An 18,189-nucleotide genomic window follows, 5' to 3' on the forward strand; every position below is an offset into this window, starting at 1 on the left:
AAAATTAAAATTCATATTGTACGGATAAGTTTGTGTTTACAAATTTACCAAAAGCAAATGAAGTTTGAACATAAATTTTGCTAAATTGATATCTACCTGAGATTTCTCCAATAGTATTGAATTTTGATTTGTAAATATCTTTTAGTTTTTCGTTCAAAATATATTGCACCGGAATAAAATTTTCTATTTCACCTTTTGGTCCAGATAAATAGTATTTAAAATCACTTTGATTAGCAATAAAACTGGTCATTAATTCAAATCTCTTCCATTCTTTTGAGGCACTTATTTGAAATTGCCATGTATCTACTTCACCGGTAATCTCATTAATACCTAAATTACCATAATTAGTATAAGTGTCTAAAAATCCAAAACTTATTTCTTCTTTTGAGTAAGCTACTAATCCAGCTAAATGTATCTTTTTAGATTCTAACGATTTGAAGTACTGACTAAAATTATGTTTTAATCCAAATCCGTATACTTGATAATCTCCACGTTTTAATTTGACTTTTGAAGAAAATTTAACGACAGCTTCAAATCCTTTCCAAAGCGAGATTGAACCTTGCAAATAAGGATAAAAAATAGTTTCTTGATTGACTCCTTTTGGAGTTTCAATACGAACTTGGTTATTGTCAATTTCTCCAATTAAATAGTATTGTGAATCACTACCTAAAGCAGTTGGAACTGTTGCTGAAGAATTATTTTCTATGGTAAAAAAAGAAAAATCAGAGTTTTTAATTTCAAAGCTTCTGTCTCTTTTTGGTACAAAAAACAAATTACCATGCAAACTCAAAGTTACATCATACAATTTTCTCTTTTTTGGAGAAGTCATCCAATTGGAAGATGCTTGATATACAGCAGCATCAGTGGCTGGAGTAATATATTTTTCAGAGTAAAATGTTGCATCTGTTAGAAACAAACCAATATCTTCTATCGTTTGTATAGATTGAGAAAAGGATTTGCCCGAAAAAATCAGACAAATCCCTATCATTATATATTTTAAAAACTTATTACGCATCGATGTTTGCGTAAACAGCATTCTTCTCGATAAATTCTCTTCTTGGTGGAACTTCATCACCCATCAACATTGAGAAAACTCTATCTGCCTCAGTTAGGTTATCAATAGTAACTTGACGCAAAGTTCTGAAGTTTGGGTCCATTGTAGTTTCCCATAATTGCTCCGCGTTCATCTCTCCAAGACCTTTGTAACGTTGGATTCCTGCACTTCCACCCATTCTTTCGTTAGCAGCATCACGTTGATCATCGTTCCAAGCGTATTCTTTTTTGTTTCCTTTTTTAACTAAATATAAAGGTGGCGCAGCAATATAAACGTGACCGCCTTCAATCAATTCACGCATAAAACGGAAGAAGAACGTAAGAATCAAAGTAGCAATGTGACTACCATCGACATCGGCATCACACATGATAATTACTTTGTGGTATCTTAACTTTTCTAAATTTAAAGCTTTAGAATCTTCTTCTGTTCCGATAGTTACACCAAGAGCAGTAAAGATATTTCTGATTTCTTCGTTTTCAAAAACTTTGTGGTGCATTGCTTTTTCAACGTTCAAAATCTTACCTCTTAATGGCATGATGGCTTGAAAGTTTCTATCACGACCTTGTTTTGCCGTTCCACCTGCCGAATCTCCTTCGACTAAGTAAACTTCGCATTTTGCTGGATCTTGTTCTGAACAATCAGATAGTTTTCCTGGTAAACCTCCACCACCTAAAACGGTTTTACGTTGTACCATTTCACGTGCTTTTTTAGCAGCGTGACGCGCTTGAGCAGCAAGGATAACCTTTTGAACAATGATTTTAGCATCGTTTGGATTTTCTTCCAAATAATTTTCAAGCATTTCAGAAACCGCTTGAGAAACTGGAGAAACTACTTCTCTATTTCCTAATTTGGTTTTCGTTTGCCCTTCAAATTGTGGTTCAGAAACTTTTACCGAAATAATAGCTGTCAATCCTTCACGGAAGTCATCACCAGCAATTTCAAATTTCAATTTATCTAATAAACCTGAAGCGTCAGCATATTTTTTCAACGTACGAGTTAATCCCATACGGAAACCTTGTAAATGCGTTCCTCCTTCGTGCGTATTGATATTATTTACGTAAGAAAAGATATTTTCAGAATAACTAGTATTGTAAACTAAAGCAACCTCAACAGGGATTTCTCCTTTTTCGTGCTCCATACTAATTACGTGAGAAATAATTGGTTCACGACCCATATCTAAGAACTTAACGAATTCTTTCAATCCTTCTTTTGAATGAAAAACTTCACCTTCGTATTCTCCGTTATCTTTTGTACGACGTTTGTCAGTTAATGTAATTGTAATTCCTTTGTTAAGGAAAGACAACTCACGCATACGAGCTGCTAAAGTATCGTAGTTATACTCAATGGTTTGAGTAAAGATAGTTTTATCAGGATGAAAAGTAACCATTGTACCACGTTTGTCGGTTGTTCCAACTTGCTTAACAGGATACATTGCTTTACCTCTTTCGTATTCTTGCTCGTATATTTTTCCGTCTCTAAAAACGGTTGCTTTTAAATTATCAGAAAGTGCATTAACACAAGAAACCCCAACTCCGTGAAGTCCTCCAGATACTTTATAAGAATCCTTGTCGAATTTTCCACCGGCACCAATTTTGGTCATTACTACTTCAAGAGCAGAAATACCTTCTTTTTTGTGCATATCAACTGGAATACCTCGACCGTTATCTTCAACAGAAACTGAATTATCTTCGTTAATAAAAACTCCAATAGTATCACAATGACCTGCTAAAGCCTCATCGATTGAGTTATCTACTACTTCATAAACTAAATGGTGTAAACCTCTAACGCCAGTATCTCCAATGTACATGGAAGGACGCATTCTAACGTGCTCCATTCCTTCTAATGCCTGAATACTGTCGGCTGAATAGCTATTTTTTTTAATTTCGTCGCTCATAATAAATTATATCGTATGTATGATTTTTGTCTAACACGCAAATATACAATTATTAAGACGATTTTAAAGCATTTTAAAGCATTTTGTCGTAGAAGTTATTAACATTTATCTTTTAATAAATTTTAATTGATTTAAAACGATTTTTGGAAGTTGTGTAAAAAGTGTTTTTCACAACTAATTGATATACTGACAAATGCTAAAAATAGTATTCAGTGTTCAGATTGCAGTTTTCAGATTAAACAAAAACGCTTATCATAAATGACAAGCGTTTTAAACAAACAAACTAAACTTCAATCTAAAGTCAAGAAACTACGCTTGACTTTATGCTTTTACATAGGCGTCATCGTGAACATTAGCCACGGCTCTTCCTGATGGATCATTCATGTTTTTGAAAGCTTCATCCCATTCGAGTGCAATTTTGGTACTGCAAGCAACGCTGGCTTCTTGTGGAACGCAAAGTGCTGCAGTATCGCTTGGAAAATGCTCTGTAAAAAGAGAACGATAATAATATTCTTCTTTAGACGTAGGTGTTTGAATTGGGAATTTGAATTTTGCATTCGCCAATTGCTCATCAGAAATTTCTTTTGCTACCATTTCTTTTAAAGTGTCAATCCAACTGTAACCTACTCCATCGCTGAATTGTTCTTTTTGACGCCAAGCTACACTTGCTGGTAACATGTCTTCGAATGCTTTACGCAAAACCCATTTTTCCATGCGTTCTCCGTTAATCATTTTGTCTTGTGGGTTGATGCGCATAGCAACATCCATAAATTCTTTATCTAAAAATGGCACACGACCTTCAATTCCCCAAGCTGCTAAACTTTTGTTCGCACGTAAGCAATCGTACATGTGCAACTTGCTTAATTTACGTACTGTTTCTTCATGAAATTCTCTTGCATTTGGAGCTTTATGGAAATATAAATAGCCACCAAACAACTCATCTGAACCTTCGCCTGAAAGCACCATTTTGATTCCCATTGATTTAATAACTCTTGCCATTAAATACATTGGTGTTGATGCACGAATTGTAGTAACATCATAAGTTTCTAAATTATAAATAACATCGCGAACCGCATCTAAACCTTCTTGAATGGTAAATTTAATTTCGTGGTGAATTGTTCCTAAATGATCTGCTACAACTTGTGCTGCGGCTAAATCTGGAGAACCTTCTAAACCAACTGCAAAAGAATGTAATTGCGGATACCAAGCATCAACTGTATCTCCTGATTCAACTCTTTTTTGTGCATATTTTTTGGCAATAGCTGAAGTAATTGACGAATCTAAACCTCCAGAAAGTAAAACTCCGTAAGGAACATCACTCATCAATTGACGGTGAACTGCTGCTTCTAAAGCGGTTTTAATTTCTTCTATACTCGTTGCGTTATCTTTTACTGCATCATATTCTGTCCATTCTCTGTTGTACCATTTTACGAATTCGCCATCTTTGCTTGACATGTAATGTCCTGGTGGAAATAATTCTATTTTAGTACAGTATCCTTCTAATGCTTTAAGTTCTGAAGCTACATAAAATGTTCCATATTGGTCCCAACCAATGTATAATGGAATAATTCCCATGTGGTCGCGAGCAATGAAATATTCGTCTTTTTCAACATCGTAGATTGCAAATCCAAAAATTCCGTTCATCTCGTCTATAAAGTGAACTCCTTTTTCTTTATATAAAGCAAGAATTACTTCGCAATCACTTTCAGTTTGGAATTGGTATTTACCTTCAAATTGTTTGCGTAATTCTCTATGGTTATAAATTTCGCCATTAGCAGCTAAAACCAAACTTTTATCTTGGCTAAACAAAGGTTGTTTTCCAGAAGCTGGATCAACAATTGCTAATCGTTCGTGCGCTAATATAGCTTTATCGTTACTAAAAATTCCGCTCCAATCTGGTCCGCGATGACGGATGATTTTTGCCATTTCTAATACTTGAGGTCTTAATGATTCTGATTTTTGTTTTAAATCAAAGGCGCATACAATTCCACACATTTTATTTCTAGTTTAAAAGTTTAAAAAAGTTTAAGAGTTTATAAGTTCTGCCTAAAAACTATATTCTTTATTTGATGAAGCAAAATTGAGGTAATACTTCAAATATTAAAACTAAAAAAGAATAATTAGTTATAAATTGTAACTGAAAAATGATTTTATATGAAAATTATAAAGTAAAATTGTTTTGAATTGTGGTTTTGGGTTAGAATTTGTTAATTATTGAACAGATTCTATCTTGAATTTGGTGGTATTAATTTCAAACTCAAAACCTACTTCATTTCCCATTAATTTACTTCCTAAAGGTGATTGAGGTGAAACAGCGATAATAGTTTTATCTTCAACAGTGATTTTTGGTAAAGCTGCACTTATAAATAATAACATACCATTGGCTTGAACCAAACTCCCTAAAGCGATTTTAGTATGATTTGCAGAAGCGTCAATTTTATCAAGAATTTCTTTTTGGACGAGAATTTCTTTTAGTTTGTGATTCAGTTTTTCTTGTTCGATATGCATCATCGACAAAGCTGTTTCATGCTTATCGCCTGCTGAACCTTTAGCATCGTTTTGAGCATCTTCTGTTAATCCGGAAATCATATCACGGAATACATCGATTTTGTCTTGAAGTAATTGTTGGTGTTGTTGGAGGATTTGTTTTTTCATTTTGGATTATTGGATTGTTAGATTATTGGATTGTTAGAAATCCAATAATCTAACAGTCTATTTTTCTAAAAATCAAATTTATAATTAGCACCTAATAATCCTTGCACACCTTGCACTGGATAGTTTATCCATCTTTGGTAACTTTGGTTAGCTAAATTATTTCCTTTTAAGAAAAAGGTCAATCTTTCATTGTATTTGAATCCAATATGAGCATTCAAATCGAAATAGCTATCAAGTGTTGTCGTTTCTGTGGTATATGTTGGTGGAAAAATTGCTAAAGCTGTTTGTACAAACTTAAGATCTTTTCGTTCTCCAACAAAGAAAACACTTGTTCCTGCATACCATTTATCAGTTATATTGAAATCTAAATTTGCTCCTAACTGCAAAGCTGGTAAATTCCAAGCTTCTTCTTGAATATCGGTTGTGTAACTGCTAAAAGTTCCGTTAACACCAAAAGATACATTTTTAGAGAAATCTGCTTTTAATTCACCATAAAAACTCACTGTTTTAACATCATCATACACAACATCAAATGAGTTTCCGTATGCGTAACCATTTTTATTTGTATTGTAATGAGAGAATTCATTTCTTAAGAACATTGGTTTACCTCCTTCATTCATCAATGAACCACGAATGTTGTATCCTATAGTATTGGCTAATTTACCTTTTAATCCAACATAAATGTCAAATTTTTGATCGGTTGGAGCAATTCCTAATGTTGGTGAAATGAAGAAATTTTCTTGTACGAATTCTTGATAAGAATTTTGTCTCAAAGCACCTTCAGCTCCAGCATAAGCTACCATTAAATCGCCAACCACTTTGTAAGATGCAGTAATATTTGGATATATAAAGAATTTATTTTTTCCAGATTCTGTTGCCATGCTATAAAAGAATCCAACACCTAAATTTACAGATAAATCATCTTTATTGATTTGGAAACTTGGTTTCATTCCTACGTTGGTGTAACCATATTTCAACTCAGTTATTCCGTTATAATCTTTGTCAAACTTACCATTGATGTAATCGAAAACAAAATCTACTTTTATCTTTTCATCCATTACATCAAATGCAAGAGAAGGTTTTGCTACTAAACGATTTTCTCCAGAAGAAAAAGCATCTGAAAAACGATTAAATTTGATTGTTGCCTCCTTCAAAACACTTTCTCCAAGCGCTAATCTTCCACCAAGTGAAATGGTTTGATAGGTTTGTTTAGAATCGATTGCTTTAATAAAAGCATCCTTATCGGCAGGGATAAAATTTTCATAGAACAATGGATTCAAACCATACCAATTATACATTTGATGCTGATAACCCAAATCTGCATTCCATGACAAATTTCTAGATTTACTACCGTAAGTTAAATCTAGAGAAGAGTTTGAAAATTTATCATCTAAATCCAAATCTTTAATTCCGCCTTGAGAAGAAAGATGTCTTAGCATTGCTCCTACATAATCACCACTTTCTAATGTTTGTGTTACAAACAATTCGGCATTGATATTTCCATAGTTTCCTGCTGCTAAAGTAGCGTAATTACTATACAATTTTTCTTGCTTTCCTTTATCAACTCCAGCTGCTTTTCCTTTAGAAGGTGTAAAAGTTGAAGCTACTGGAAAAGAAAAAATATTGTACTGAATATTCTCTTTTTTAGAATTATCATCGTCTTCTAAAGATGGTGTTTCTTTCACTTTAAAAGCATCTGAAATAGTTGGTGTGTATGGTTTTACAACGTTAACAACTTCTGTTCCGATGTTTTCGTCTTTCTTTTGAGCAAAAGTGATTTGAGTTCCTAAAAGAACAGTTACTATTGCGATTTTATATTGGAAATTGATTTTCATTTTTTTTTATTTTTTATTGCACAGAGTTTAAATAAAATTTATTTTTCAATAGAAGAATTCGTTTTACTTTCCTCTGATTTAATAGTATTCAATTCTGTTTTAGCTTCTTCAACAACATCTGTGAATTCAGCAAAATTTTCTATCACACTTTCTAAAATTGCGGTTGCTTGGAAACTATCTTTCAATCCGTAATAATTTTTCGCCATTACCACTAAACCTTTAGCTCCAAAATATTTATAACCAGAATAATCTTTAGCAATTTTTTGAACCACTTTATTGGATTCTGCAAATTTTCCATCCTTATTTTTGAAATAAGCATCATAAAATAGTGCTTCTGCGGCTAATTCACCTTTTGCAATTTTCAATAAATTAGCATAAGCTGTTCTTGCTTTAGCTTCATCATTTGCTTTTATTGCTGAACGTGCTACAATAATTTGAGCATCACTTTTTACTTTATTATCGGTTTTTGGATTTGCCAAAACTTTATCAGCATAAACTACAGAATTTGGATAATCTTTTTGTGAATAATACGCTCTCATTAAATTAGCTTGAGCAAAAGTTACGTTTTGCGGAAAATCAGCTTCTGTTTCTAATCGTTTTAAAACTGGAATGGCTTTGGTAAAATCATCTTTTTTCAAATGAATTTCACATAAACGAGCTAACGATTGTTCTGTAAATTCGCTTTTTGATTGTGCAATTACATATTCATAATTTGGAATTGAATTTGTTTCCAAACCATCAGCATAATACGATTGTGCTAAATAGAAATTGGCTTTCAAAGCATGAATTCCTTTTGGAAATTTAGCCACATAGCTACTTAAAGTTGCGATGGCTTGTTTGGTGTTATTTTGCAAATATTGTTTTTCAGCAGCTTCATAAGTATCGTTATCTAATTCAGCATCGGAAACTTCCACAAAATCTAAAGTCCTAACCCAAGTCGCATACTCGTCTACTTTTCCGTTATCAACATAAATCAATCTTGCTGTAGAAACAGCTTCTAATGCTTCTGGAGTTCTTGGATAATCGGCAGCTACTTTTTTAAATTTTGTTATAGCTTCATTATCTTTATTTGCATTGTAATAAATCAATCCTTGACGTAAAACCGCTTTTGAAGCATAAGAACCATTTTTAAATTCTGACAATAATTGGTCGTAAGTTTTAATTGCTAAATCAGTTTTATTGTCAGCCACATAAGTATTTCCTAATTCAAACAAGGCATCATCACGATATTGAGAGGTTTTGAAAGTTGCTAAAAACTTATTGAAATCTTCAATTTTCTTATCATTTTTACTTACAAAACCATAAGAAATTGCTTTTTGAAATGCTGCATAATCAGCGTCAACACTTTTTAATTCAATCGCTTTATTGTAAGCATCCATTGCTGGCCAATATTTGGAAGTTACAAAACGGCTGTCTCCAAGTCTCAAATAAGAATCATTCAATCGGATTTTATCGTCTTTTACAGCATCAATTTGCGCTTGAAAATAATTTCCAGCTTGATCATATTCTTTTTGCTTGAAATAACAATAAGCGATATTGTAATTTACATTTTTAAATTCAGGTGTGTTTTTAGCTTCAGCCATTCCTTCAAATTGCTTGAAACTTAACAATGCTTCGTTGAAATTATCTAAAGTAAATTCTGTTTCAGCTTTCCAAAATGTAGCTCTTGCTGAGAATTTTGCGTCTTTTTGTTCTTTCAACGATTTGGCAAACATCTTTTGAGCTTCTTGATAATTTCCGTCTGTGTATAATTCTAAACCTCTATAAAAAGTTACTTTTTGATACGCCAATCTGTTTTCTGGATTTTTATTTTTTTCCAACAAAGTCAGCGCTTCTTTGTAATTTTTAGAAGTGATATACGAGTTAATCAATAAGTTTTCAATTTCATTTTTGCTAGGTGAATTTGGATATTTTGCCAAAAAAGAAGACAAAACATCAGGAACCGATTGATACGAATTTCCAATTTCATAACTGATTTTAGCATAATTCAAATTGGCATCTTCTTGAATTTTCTTATCAAAATCCATTTCAGATGCAATCTTGAATGCATTTAAAGCTTGTTGCTTCTTGTCGGTTTTCATGTAGCTTTCACCTAAATGATAGTAAGCATTTTGAGCAACAAAATCCTTTCCATCAATAATCTTATTGAATTGCGAAATAGCGTTTTCGTAGTCTTTTTGTTGGTAATATGTATATCCTAATTGGTAAAAATCAGTGTTACTCCACTTTCCTTTTTTGCCGTTATATTCTTTCAAATAAGGCAATGCTTCACCATATTGTTTCAAATTGAAATAACTTTCTCCAATAATTTTATTCAATTCCGATTTTTCAACAGCCGATGATTTTGCCATAGCAGCCTTACCCAAATCGATTGCTTTTTGAAAATTTCCAAGTTTAAAATTCATATCAGCTTGAAAGTAAGACATCTTTTCTTTGTATTTCTCTTCACCAGAAACTTGATCAAAATACTTAGTTGCTTCTTTATAATCATCGCCTTCATAAGCCATAAATCCTAAGTAATATTTGGCTTGTGAACCATATTCTTTAGAATTAGCAACTTTATTAAAATAAGCAGTAGCTTCTTTTTTATTTTTAGCTGTAAAAAAAGCATATCCTTTTTGAAAATTAAAACGTTCTAACTCATCATAAGTCAGGGCACTTTCGTCAACTTTATTGAAATATTCTAATGCTTGTGGATAGTTTCCGTTTTCAAAATAGAAGGTCGCAACACCAATGTAAGCTTGATTTTGCTTAGTACTTGTTGGATAATCCGCTACAAAATCTTCCATCAATTTATCTGCACCAGATTGATTTAAACGAATCGCACAATTGGCTATATAATAAGCACAATCAGCTTGTACCTCTTGTTCTTTGTTATTTTGTTGCACTTTTTCGAATAAAATCTGAGCGGCTAAATATTGTTTGTCGTTGTATAAGTCTGTAGCTCTATCAAATTCAGAAAGTTGGTTGGTATAAATAGCAGTTTGCTGTGCCGAAATTGTAGCGCCAGAAACCAATACATTTAAAAATAAAAAAGCTGTTATTTTACGCATTTCGTATATTTTTTAATAATCATTCAAAATTACCATTCTACTAAGTATAACGAGACATCGTTTGGTTTTATTATAAACATTTTTCTTAACAATCTAATTTAAGATATTATTAAGATACGAAGCAATAAAAATCAACTTGTTAAGTTTTTAAATTAGGAAACTTCAAAATTTATATATCCAAAATCTTATATCTAATATCTAAAATTTATTACTTTTACCCAATAAACAAAATTTCCTATGTCACAACCAGTATTATCTTTAAAAGACGTTACTATTTATCAAGAAAATAAAGTCATTTTATCTCAGGTGAATCTTGAAGTAAATCACGGCGAATTCCTTTACATCATTGGAAAAACCGGAACTGGAAAAAGTAGTTTTATGAAAACTTTGTATGGAGATTTACCTTTAACCGAAGGTGAAGGCCATATCGTGGAATATGATTTGGCAACACTACAAGAAAAAGACATTCCTTATTTGAGAAGAAAAATAGGAATTGTTTTTCAAGATTTTAAATTGCTTCCAGATAGAAATGTGAACGACAATATGCTTTTTGTATTAAAAGCAACTGGTTGGGTTGACATGACCGAAATGCAAAATAAAATTGATGAAGTTTTAGATAAAGTAGGAATGAAAGGTTTTGCCAATAAAATGCCTCACCAACTTTCTGGTGGAGAGCAACAACGAGTTGCTATTGCAAGAGCATTACTTAACGACCCAGAATTAATCTTAGCTGACGAACCAACTGGAAATCTTGACCCACAAACTAGTGCTGAAGTTCTTGAGGTTTTAAAAAATATCAATGCTAACGGTAAAACTATCATTATGGCAACACATGATTATGCTTTATTAATGAAATTCCCATCTAAAACACTTAAATGTGAAGATGGTGCTATTTTTGAAGTGGTTCAGAGAAGTGTTTAGATGAGTTCATCTTTTGAAGAAGTAGAACAAGAACCATTGAATAAATAACAATGTGAAAGCGATCACATTGGAAACAAGAAATTCCAGATATAAAAACAATAAAAAGTATTCCGAAAGAACAGAAAAATTGTATTGAATTGCTTGTTTTATATTGTATTAAAGTTAAAAAAGACAATAACAATCCCACCAAGGTAAATACATTATTTTGAATTTTAGATATTCCTTTAAATAGAAACTGAAAACTATCAAAGTAGCTTGTGTTCGACTCATTTTTACATTCACTAACAATGTAATTGCCTTTACTCGAATTTGAATACAAACAAAAAATATAAGCTTTGACTAAATTAAGCTTATTGTTCTTGAATTGTTCTTTAAAATCTTCATTCGCAAGTATTTTTATCTGATGACTTGAAAGACCTTCCAACGTTTTAGCTCGTTGGTTTTCGCCTGGTATAAATTCGATATTTTTTCTATAACAATCTGCTTTAGCGCCAACATAGTTGTAATAAGTAACAGCACCAATATAGCTAATTGTGTAGTCACCAAAACTCTTTTTTATCGATAGTACTTGAAAAAAGATTAAAATCCAACTTAAAACTAACACAACAGAAAATTTTGAAAACAAAATGTACTTCACTTTTTTTACGTAAAAGATTAACAATACAATTGCAAATCCTAAAGCAACTGGCTTGATAAGCGCGCACAAAAACAACACAATTAAAGCTAAAACAATATAATCTTTTTTTTGAGTTTTACTATATTTGGTTATGAAAAAGACAGCTAGCAAAAGTAAAAATGAAAAAAGAGCTTCTGGCAAAAATTGAAAAGCATAAGCCAAATTACCGATGCAAAAAACAAATAGCAATGACCAAAAAAAAGCATTTTTTCGATTGAGAATTACTTCAACTATTCTAAAAAATAGTATAATTGAAAAAAACCATATACAAAAATTAATTAAAAACGACCATTGTAATACCATTTCAGTGGAACCATCACACAAATAAGGAAATCCAAAAATTGCTGCAATTAATAAAGGTCTTGTTGGACTTAATTGACCATGATGATACAACATTTTTGAAGCTTCTAAATACGTTATATCATCACCTAAAAAATTAAAATGAGGAGCTAATTGAAGTGCAAAAGAAAAAATAAACACCCAAATCAAGGCAATAAAAAACAATATATATTCATATTTAATTTTTGAAATCATTTGTCTGATTGTTTAGTTGCTTTAAATAATATGTTACGATGTTTTAGTGAATAAAATATAAGTATCAACACAAATGGATAAAATAACACATGAAAGCGGTCACCTTGAGTACTAGATATTCCTGAAATCAAAAAAACATAAAAAAAGTAGGTACAAAAAAATAAGATAATTTTGGGTACTTTCTTATGCACTAGTATCAATACTATTGAAAAAATTAGACCAAACAAAGTTAGTAATTTGTTTTGCCACTCAGAAAGTTCTTGAGCAATCTTTACAATTAAATCAAACCCTACAGATTTGTTTTTATTTTCTACAATCAATAAATTAGAAGAACCTGTTTTGGTATTTTCTTCAACATCATCAATATAAGCTAACACTAAATTTTTAGTATTAAACTGAACTTGCGATAAAAAATCTTGAGTTGCAACTTTCTTTTGATTGGCATAATCTAAACTAAAAATATAAGCAGCTCTTGAATTAGTAGATTGATTTAAAACTTTATTTTCTTTAAAACAGATGGCTTTGCTTCCGAGATAATTATAATAAGTAACATCACCAATATAACTAAAAGTGTAATCGCCAAATTTAGATTTCATTGATATCATTTGAAAAGCAAGTAAAAAGACCGCTAGTAGTATTAAAATAAAACTTTTTGACAAAATTGATTTTAGCAATTCTTTGTAGAAAAAAAGCAGTACTAGAATTACAAAAAAAACAATTCCTGGGCGAACTAAAATACTAAACAATAAAATAAAAACTGCAATATGAAGGTAACGAATTGTAAAAGTGTTAAAATAATGAGTTAGAAAATAAAAAACAAGTAACATCAAAAATAGAAAAGGAAGTTCCGACAACATAACAGTTATATTAATAGAAATTCCAATTAAGCTTATTAAAAGAAGAGTTATATTAAAAGAAGTTTTCCTTGAAAAAAAAAGTAGTGATTGTTTAAAAAAAAGTTGAACTACAAGTATATAGAGAAGAAAATTAGTCAAAAACAGAACCGCGGAAAACAATGAAAAATTATCTTTAAAAAGTACTGGTATGGCATAAAAAAAAGAAAGTCCGATAGGTCTGTATTCGTGTACAGCTAACTTAGTGATAAATAAATTTACTGATTCAACATAACTATCACAATCTGGACAATAAAATGATTGCTTAAATAGTTGTAAAGTAAATACCAAGGTAAGTAAGAAAGCTGTAGAACTCAGAAGTAAAAGTAACTCAAAACTTATTTTTTTATATACAGCCATTGGATTTAGATAAAATATTTACATATTTTTACAAAAATATATATTTAATGAGAGAATTAACAATTATAATTCCAGTATTTAATGAAGAAAAAACGATACATTTACTTCTAGACAAAGTAAAAAATGTTACTTTAAATGGAAACTTACAAAAACAAATTATAATTATTGATGATTGCTCAACCGATAATACCAAATCGGTAATTAATGACTATATCACTTCTAATGTTGAATTTAACATTCAATTATTTTCTCACGTTAAAAACAAAGGAAAAGGCGCTGCTATTCATACAGGAATTTCAAAGGCAACAGGCGATTTTACAATAATTCAAGATGCCGATTTAGAATACAATCCTGAGGAATATAACATTTTATTACAACCCGTTCTAGATGGTTTTGCCGATGTAGTTTATGGCTCGCGATTTATGGGTGGCAATGCACATAGAGTGTTGTTTTTTTGGCATACTATTGGAAATAAATTTTTGACATTTCTTTCTAATATGTTTTCCAATTTAAACTTAACCGACATGGAAACTTGTTATAAGTTATTCAACACTAAAATGCTTCAATCACTACACTTGAATGAAAAAAGATTTGGTTTTGAACCAGAAGTTACAATAAAAGTAAGTAGAATCAAGAAAATAAGAATATATGAAGTTGGAATTTCTTACTATGGAAGGACCTATGATGAAGGAAAAAAAATAAATTGGAAAGATGGCTTTCGAGCTATTTATTGCATCCTAAAATATGGACTTTTACGTCTCAAATAATTAATAATTTGTCAAAGCAAATAATTGTTATATCAGGTATTAATATGAAAGATGGTGGAATTTTCACCATTATGGACAATTGTTTGCTCAAAATATCGCAATACGCTCAAAATAAAAACATTAAAGTCGTTGCTTTAGTTCATGATAAATCTAAATTTGATTACCCCAATATTGAATATCTAGAATTCCCTGAAGCAAAAAAATCTTGGTTCAAACGCTTGTATTACGAATATTTTTACTTCAAAAAATTATCTAAAAAATTAAATCCTGACATTTGGTTTTCACTACATGACGTTAGTCCTAATGTGATTGCTAAAAAACGTTTTGCTTATTGTCATCATCCAACAGTGTTCTATAAAGCGACATACAAAGATTGGAAATTTGATTATAAAGTGGGTGTTTTTTCTATTTTATATAAATATTTATTTCAAATTAATATCAAGAAAAACCAAGCCGTTTTTGTGCAACAACATTGGATTAAAAATGAGTTTGAAAAACTTTACAACATCAATAATGTAATGGTTTGTCAGCCAGAATTTGTATCAATTTCAAATCAAAAAAAAATTGATTTAGATGTTTCTAAAATTCATTTCTTTTATCCATTAATTGCCAGAAGTTTTAAAAATGTTGAATGCATTGCTGAAGCTTTAATACTTATACCCGATTCTATAAAAAATGCCATACAAGTTCATCTTACATTTGACAAAGAAGATTCTAAATATGCGGATTTTATAATTGAAAAATATCCACTAGCACAATTTAATTTTATAGGAAAATTATCTCGTGATGAAGTTTTTGGCTATTATGAAGCCATGGATTGTTTAATATTTCCTTCAAAACTTGAAACTTGGGGATTACCTTTATCTGAAGCAAAAGCTTTTGGTAAACCGATTTTATCAGCCAACCTACCCTATGCAAGAGAAACCGTTGGTGATTATGAAAAAGTATCCTTTTTTGATGTCAATAATCCAACAGAATTGGCGCAATTGATTACCGATTTTGTAGACAAAACCATTAAATTTCAAGGAAATAAATATACTTTTGATACCAAGAACCAATTGAACGATTGGAATGCTATTTTTGATTTTATATTTAAAAAATAATTTATGCCTTTTTTTTCAATAGTCATTCCGCTTTATAACAAAGAAAAATATGTTGAAAATGCTATAAAAAGTATTCTCAATCAAACCTTTACTGATTATGAAGTTTTGATAATAAATGACTGTTGTACCGATAAGAGTATTGAAAAAGTAATGCCTTTTTTATCGGAAAAAATCAAATTAATTCATCATTCTGAAAATAAAGGACTTTCGGCAAGTAGAAATACTGGAATTGAAAAAGCGTCGACCAACTATATCACTTTTCTTGATGCTGACGATTTGTGGAAACCAACTTTTTTAGAAACTATTAATCGGTTGATTCATAATTTCCCAGAAGCCAAAATTTTTGCAACCAATTATGAAGAAATTTATCCTACTAAAACTTTTAAACCCTATAATGGCTCGTTTAATTTAGCGGAAAATCATGAAGGATACATCAATTTTTTTAAATTAAATATTGGCCAAGGTATCTATAATCATGGTAGTGTTTGTGTTCACAAAGAAGTCTATGAAAAAGTTGGGAATTATGATGAAAATATAGATTTTTCTGAAGATATTGATTTTAATATTAGAGCCAATTTTCATTTTAAACTTGCTTATTCATCAACAATCGGAATGAGTTATTTAATGCAAGTTGAAAATCAAATTACAGCAACATCTATCGTAAATAAAAAACTTCCTGATTATAACAAATACAAACCATTTGAAGAAAAAAATACACAAGTTGCGGATTATATAAATTTTGAAAAGTATGTTTTGGCAAAAAAACTCAAACTTTATGGCGATAAAAATTTAGCAGCTTCACTAATTAAATCTATAAACACCTCAAAACTCAATTGGAAACAGAAAATTTTATTACAGTTGCCTACTTATTTGTTAATTACAATTGATAAAATAAAATCTTTTTTGATAAAAAAAGGCATAAAAGTAGCTACTTATTCGAATTGATGTATGCTATAAAAGACTTGTAGTTTCTAATATAATCTTCTTCATCATAAACTTCTGATGCTAGAACTAAACACACTGCACCAGAAGAGAAATTTTCAAGTTCTCGCCAAATATTATTTGTGATTAACAAACCTTTATCGGGTTTATTCATTGTGATAACTTGTTGATTTTTACCATCTTTTAAAACCACATCAAAACTTCCTGAAATTGCTATTAAAATCTGATTCAGTTTTTTATGTGCATGTCCGCCACGCTTAGATGTACTTGGAATATCATACAAATAATACACTCTTTTAATATCAAAAGGAACAACACCATTTTCAAGAACAGCAATGTTTCCTTCTCTATTTAATATTTTGGGAATATCAATTAACTTAACGTTCATTTTTTAATTGTTTAAAAAGTGACAACCATTGATTTCCAATGTTTTCAACTTCAAATTTTGATATACTTGTTTTGCAATTGCTTTTACAATGTAAATATAAGTTTTTATCCTCATAAAATGTATTCATTGCAGCAATCATAGCCTCTTTATTTTGATTTTCTACTAGTAAACCATTTTGCAAATGATTAATAATTTCTGAAGGACCTGTTTCACAATTATAAGCTACTACAGGTGTTTCACAAGCTAAAGATTCTATTAAAACCATTGGCAAACCTTCATATTTACTTGTAAGCACCGTGAAAAGTGCTTTTGAATAATAAGCAAAAGGATTTTCTACATTTCCTTTAAAAATGATGTTTTCTTTCTGCCCTATTCTATCAGCTAAATTGATCCAATCTTGTTTTAATTTTCCGTCTCCTAAAATAATAAGTTTGATGTTTTTATCTGGTAAATTTGATTTAGAATAACATTCAATAAGATGGTCAAATTGCTTTATATTTTTGTTCATACTTCCAGCAGCAACAATGAAATCTCCTTCAAAATCAATACTTTCTGATTTGATTTCTTTTATATTTTTAAAATCAATTGGATTGTAAATTTGATGGATGTTTTTAAAATTATATTCCGTTTTAATCTTCTCTTCAATTCCTTTAGAAACAGCAATTAATTGTTTGCTATTTTTATATAGTAAATTGGCTAAAAACTTACTTTTTGGAATATAAGAATCCAATTTATTACTGTGAATCGTTTGAATATGATTTTTGTATAAATAATTGTGAATAATAAACTCTTGCCAAAAAAAATGTTTGTCTCTAAAATCTATTATAAAATCAAAATTATGGTCATTTAAATATTTTTTTAAGTGCAAAAATCTTTGAATTCTGTTTACAAACCCAAACGTACTCGAACTGTATTTGGCTAAATGCATTACTTCACCAGAATAATCATATTCTATTTTACCTGCAAAAACTAAATGATGAACTTCAAAACCTTGATTAACAAAAAAATGAGACAAATTCGCAGCACATCGTTCTGCTCCACCATCAGAAAGAGTTACAGTTACAAGGCAGATTTTATAAGATGTTCGGTTTTGAGTCAATTTTTTGTATTTTAG

General features: G+C 30.5%; 14 protein-coding genes. 4 read left to right on the forward strand and 10 right to left on the reverse strand.

Annotation, left to right across the window (positions count from 1 at the left end; genetic code table 11):
- Positions 1–4: 4 nt before the first annotated feature.
- From ACIQ06_RS03335 to ACIQ06_RS03360, 6 genes are all read right to left on the reverse strand, one after another.
- The gene (locus tag ACIQ06_RS03335; RefSeq protein WP_396143869.1) at positions 5–1,072 is read right to left on the reverse strand and encodes a DUF6588 family protein; all 1,068 of its coding nucleotides are present in this window, start codon (positions 1,070–1,072) and stop codon (positions 5–7) included.
- The gene (gene gyrB / locus ACIQ06_RS03340; RefSeq protein ID WP_396143870.1) at positions 1,008–2,948 is read right to left on the reverse strand and encodes a DNA topoisomerase (ATP-hydrolyzing) subunit B; all 1,941 of its coding nucleotides are present in this window, start codon (positions 2,946–2,948) and stop codon (positions 1,008–1,010) included. Before gyrB ends, ACIQ06_RS03335 begins: the two co-directional genes overlap by 65 nt.
- Positions 2,949–3,269: 321 nt before the next feature.
- Positions 3,270–4,943: an asparagine synthase B gene (gene asnB, locus ACIQ06_RS03345; protein WP_396143871.1), complete on the reverse strand. Its 1,674-nt coding sequence runs from the start codon at positions 4,941–4,943 to the stop codon at positions 3,270–3,272.
- A 216-nt stretch (positions 4,944–5,159) separates the two neighbouring features.
- Positions 5,160–5,603 carry a hypothetical protein gene (locus ACIQ06_RS03350; RefSeq protein ID WP_396143872.1) on the reverse strand — a complete coding sequence of 148 codons (444 nt, stop codon included), beginning with the start codon at positions 5,601–5,603 and terminating at the stop codon, positions 5,160–5,162.
- Between the two features lie 65 nt (positions 5,604–5,668).
- The gene (locus ACIQ06_RS03355; protein WP_396143873.1) at positions 5,669–7,438 is read right to left on the reverse strand and encodes a TonB-dependent receptor; all 1,770 of its coding nucleotides are present in this window, start codon (positions 7,436–7,438) and stop codon (positions 5,669–5,671) included.
- Positions 7,439–7,476: 38 nt separating this feature from the next.
- Complete coding sequence (locus ACIQ06_RS03360) at positions 7,477–10,491, reverse strand: tetratricopeptide repeat protein (protein WP_396143874.1); 3,015 nt, start codon at positions 10,489–10,491, stop codon at positions 7,477–7,479.
- Positions 10,492–10,728: 237 nt separating this feature from the next.
- Here ACIQ06_RS03360 and ACIQ06_RS03365 point away from each other — a divergent pair, with 237 nt between their 5' ends.
- Positions 10,729–11,412 (forward strand): cell division ATP-binding protein FtsE, encoded by a 684-nt coding sequence (locus ACIQ06_RS03365; RefSeq protein WP_298302498.1) that lies wholly within the window; start codon positions 10,729–10,731, stop codon positions 11,410–11,412.
- Here the strand turns inward: ACIQ06_RS03365 and ACIQ06_RS03370 are convergent.
- Both ACIQ06_RS03370 and ACIQ06_RS03375 read right to left on the reverse strand, forming a co-directional pair.
- The gene (locus tag ACIQ06_RS03370) at positions 11,381–12,622 is read right to left on the reverse strand and encodes a hypothetical protein (protein ID WP_396143875.1); all 1,242 of its coding nucleotides are present in this window, start codon (positions 12,620–12,622) and stop codon (positions 11,381–11,383) included. The two genes, ACIQ06_RS03365 and ACIQ06_RS03370, sit on opposite strands and share 32 nt — an antisense overlap.
- On the reverse strand, positions 12,619–13,218 hold the full coding sequence (locus ACIQ06_RS03375; protein ID WP_396143876.1) for a hypothetical protein: 600 nt from the start codon (positions 13,216–13,218) through the stop codon (positions 12,619–12,621). Before ACIQ06_RS03375 ends, ACIQ06_RS03370 begins: the two co-directional genes overlap by 4 nt.
- Positions 13,219–13,922: 704 nt before the next feature.
- Between ACIQ06_RS03375 and ACIQ06_RS03380 the strand changes: the two genes are divergently transcribed.
- The 3 genes from ACIQ06_RS03380 to ACIQ06_RS03390 are packed head-to-tail and all read left to right on the forward strand — an operon-like array spanning position 13,923 to position 16,690.
- Complete coding sequence (locus ACIQ06_RS03380; protein WP_396143877.1) at positions 13,923–14,642, forward strand: glycosyltransferase family 2 protein; 720 nt, start codon at positions 13,923–13,925, stop codon at positions 14,640–14,642.
- Positions 14,643–14,650: 8 nt separating this feature from the next.
- On the forward strand, positions 14,651–15,745 hold the full coding sequence (locus ACIQ06_RS03385) for a glycosyltransferase (protein WP_396143878.1): 1,095 nt from the start codon (positions 14,651–14,653) through the stop codon (positions 15,743–15,745).
- Positions 15,746–15,748: 3 nt separating this feature from the next.
- Positions 15,749–16,690, forward strand: a complete 942-nt coding sequence (locus ACIQ06_RS03390) for a glycosyltransferase family 2 protein (protein ID WP_396143879.1) — start codon at positions 15,749–15,751, stop codon at positions 16,688–16,690.
- Here the strand turns inward: ACIQ06_RS03390 and ACIQ06_RS03395 are convergent.
- Both ACIQ06_RS03395 and ACIQ06_RS03400 read right to left on the reverse strand, forming a co-directional pair.
- Entirely contained in the window at positions 16,674–17,075 is a 402-nt protein-coding gene (locus ACIQ06_RS03395) for a sugar 3,4-ketoisomerase (protein WP_396143880.1), read from the reverse strand. The genes ACIQ06_RS03390 and ACIQ06_RS03395 overlap by 17 nt on opposite strands.
- On the reverse strand, positions 17,065–18,174 hold the full coding sequence (locus ACIQ06_RS03400; RefSeq protein WP_396143881.1) for a glycosyltransferase: 1,110 nt from the start codon (positions 18,172–18,174) through the stop codon (positions 17,065–17,067). Before ACIQ06_RS03400 ends, ACIQ06_RS03395 begins: the two co-directional genes overlap by 11 nt.
- Positions 18,175–18,189: the final 15 nt, after the last annotated feature.

It is taken from the genome of Flavobacterium sp., assembly GCF_044341265.1.
Classification (GTDB): Bacteria; Bacteroidota; Bacteroidia; order Flavobacteriales; family Flavobacteriaceae; genus Flavobacterium.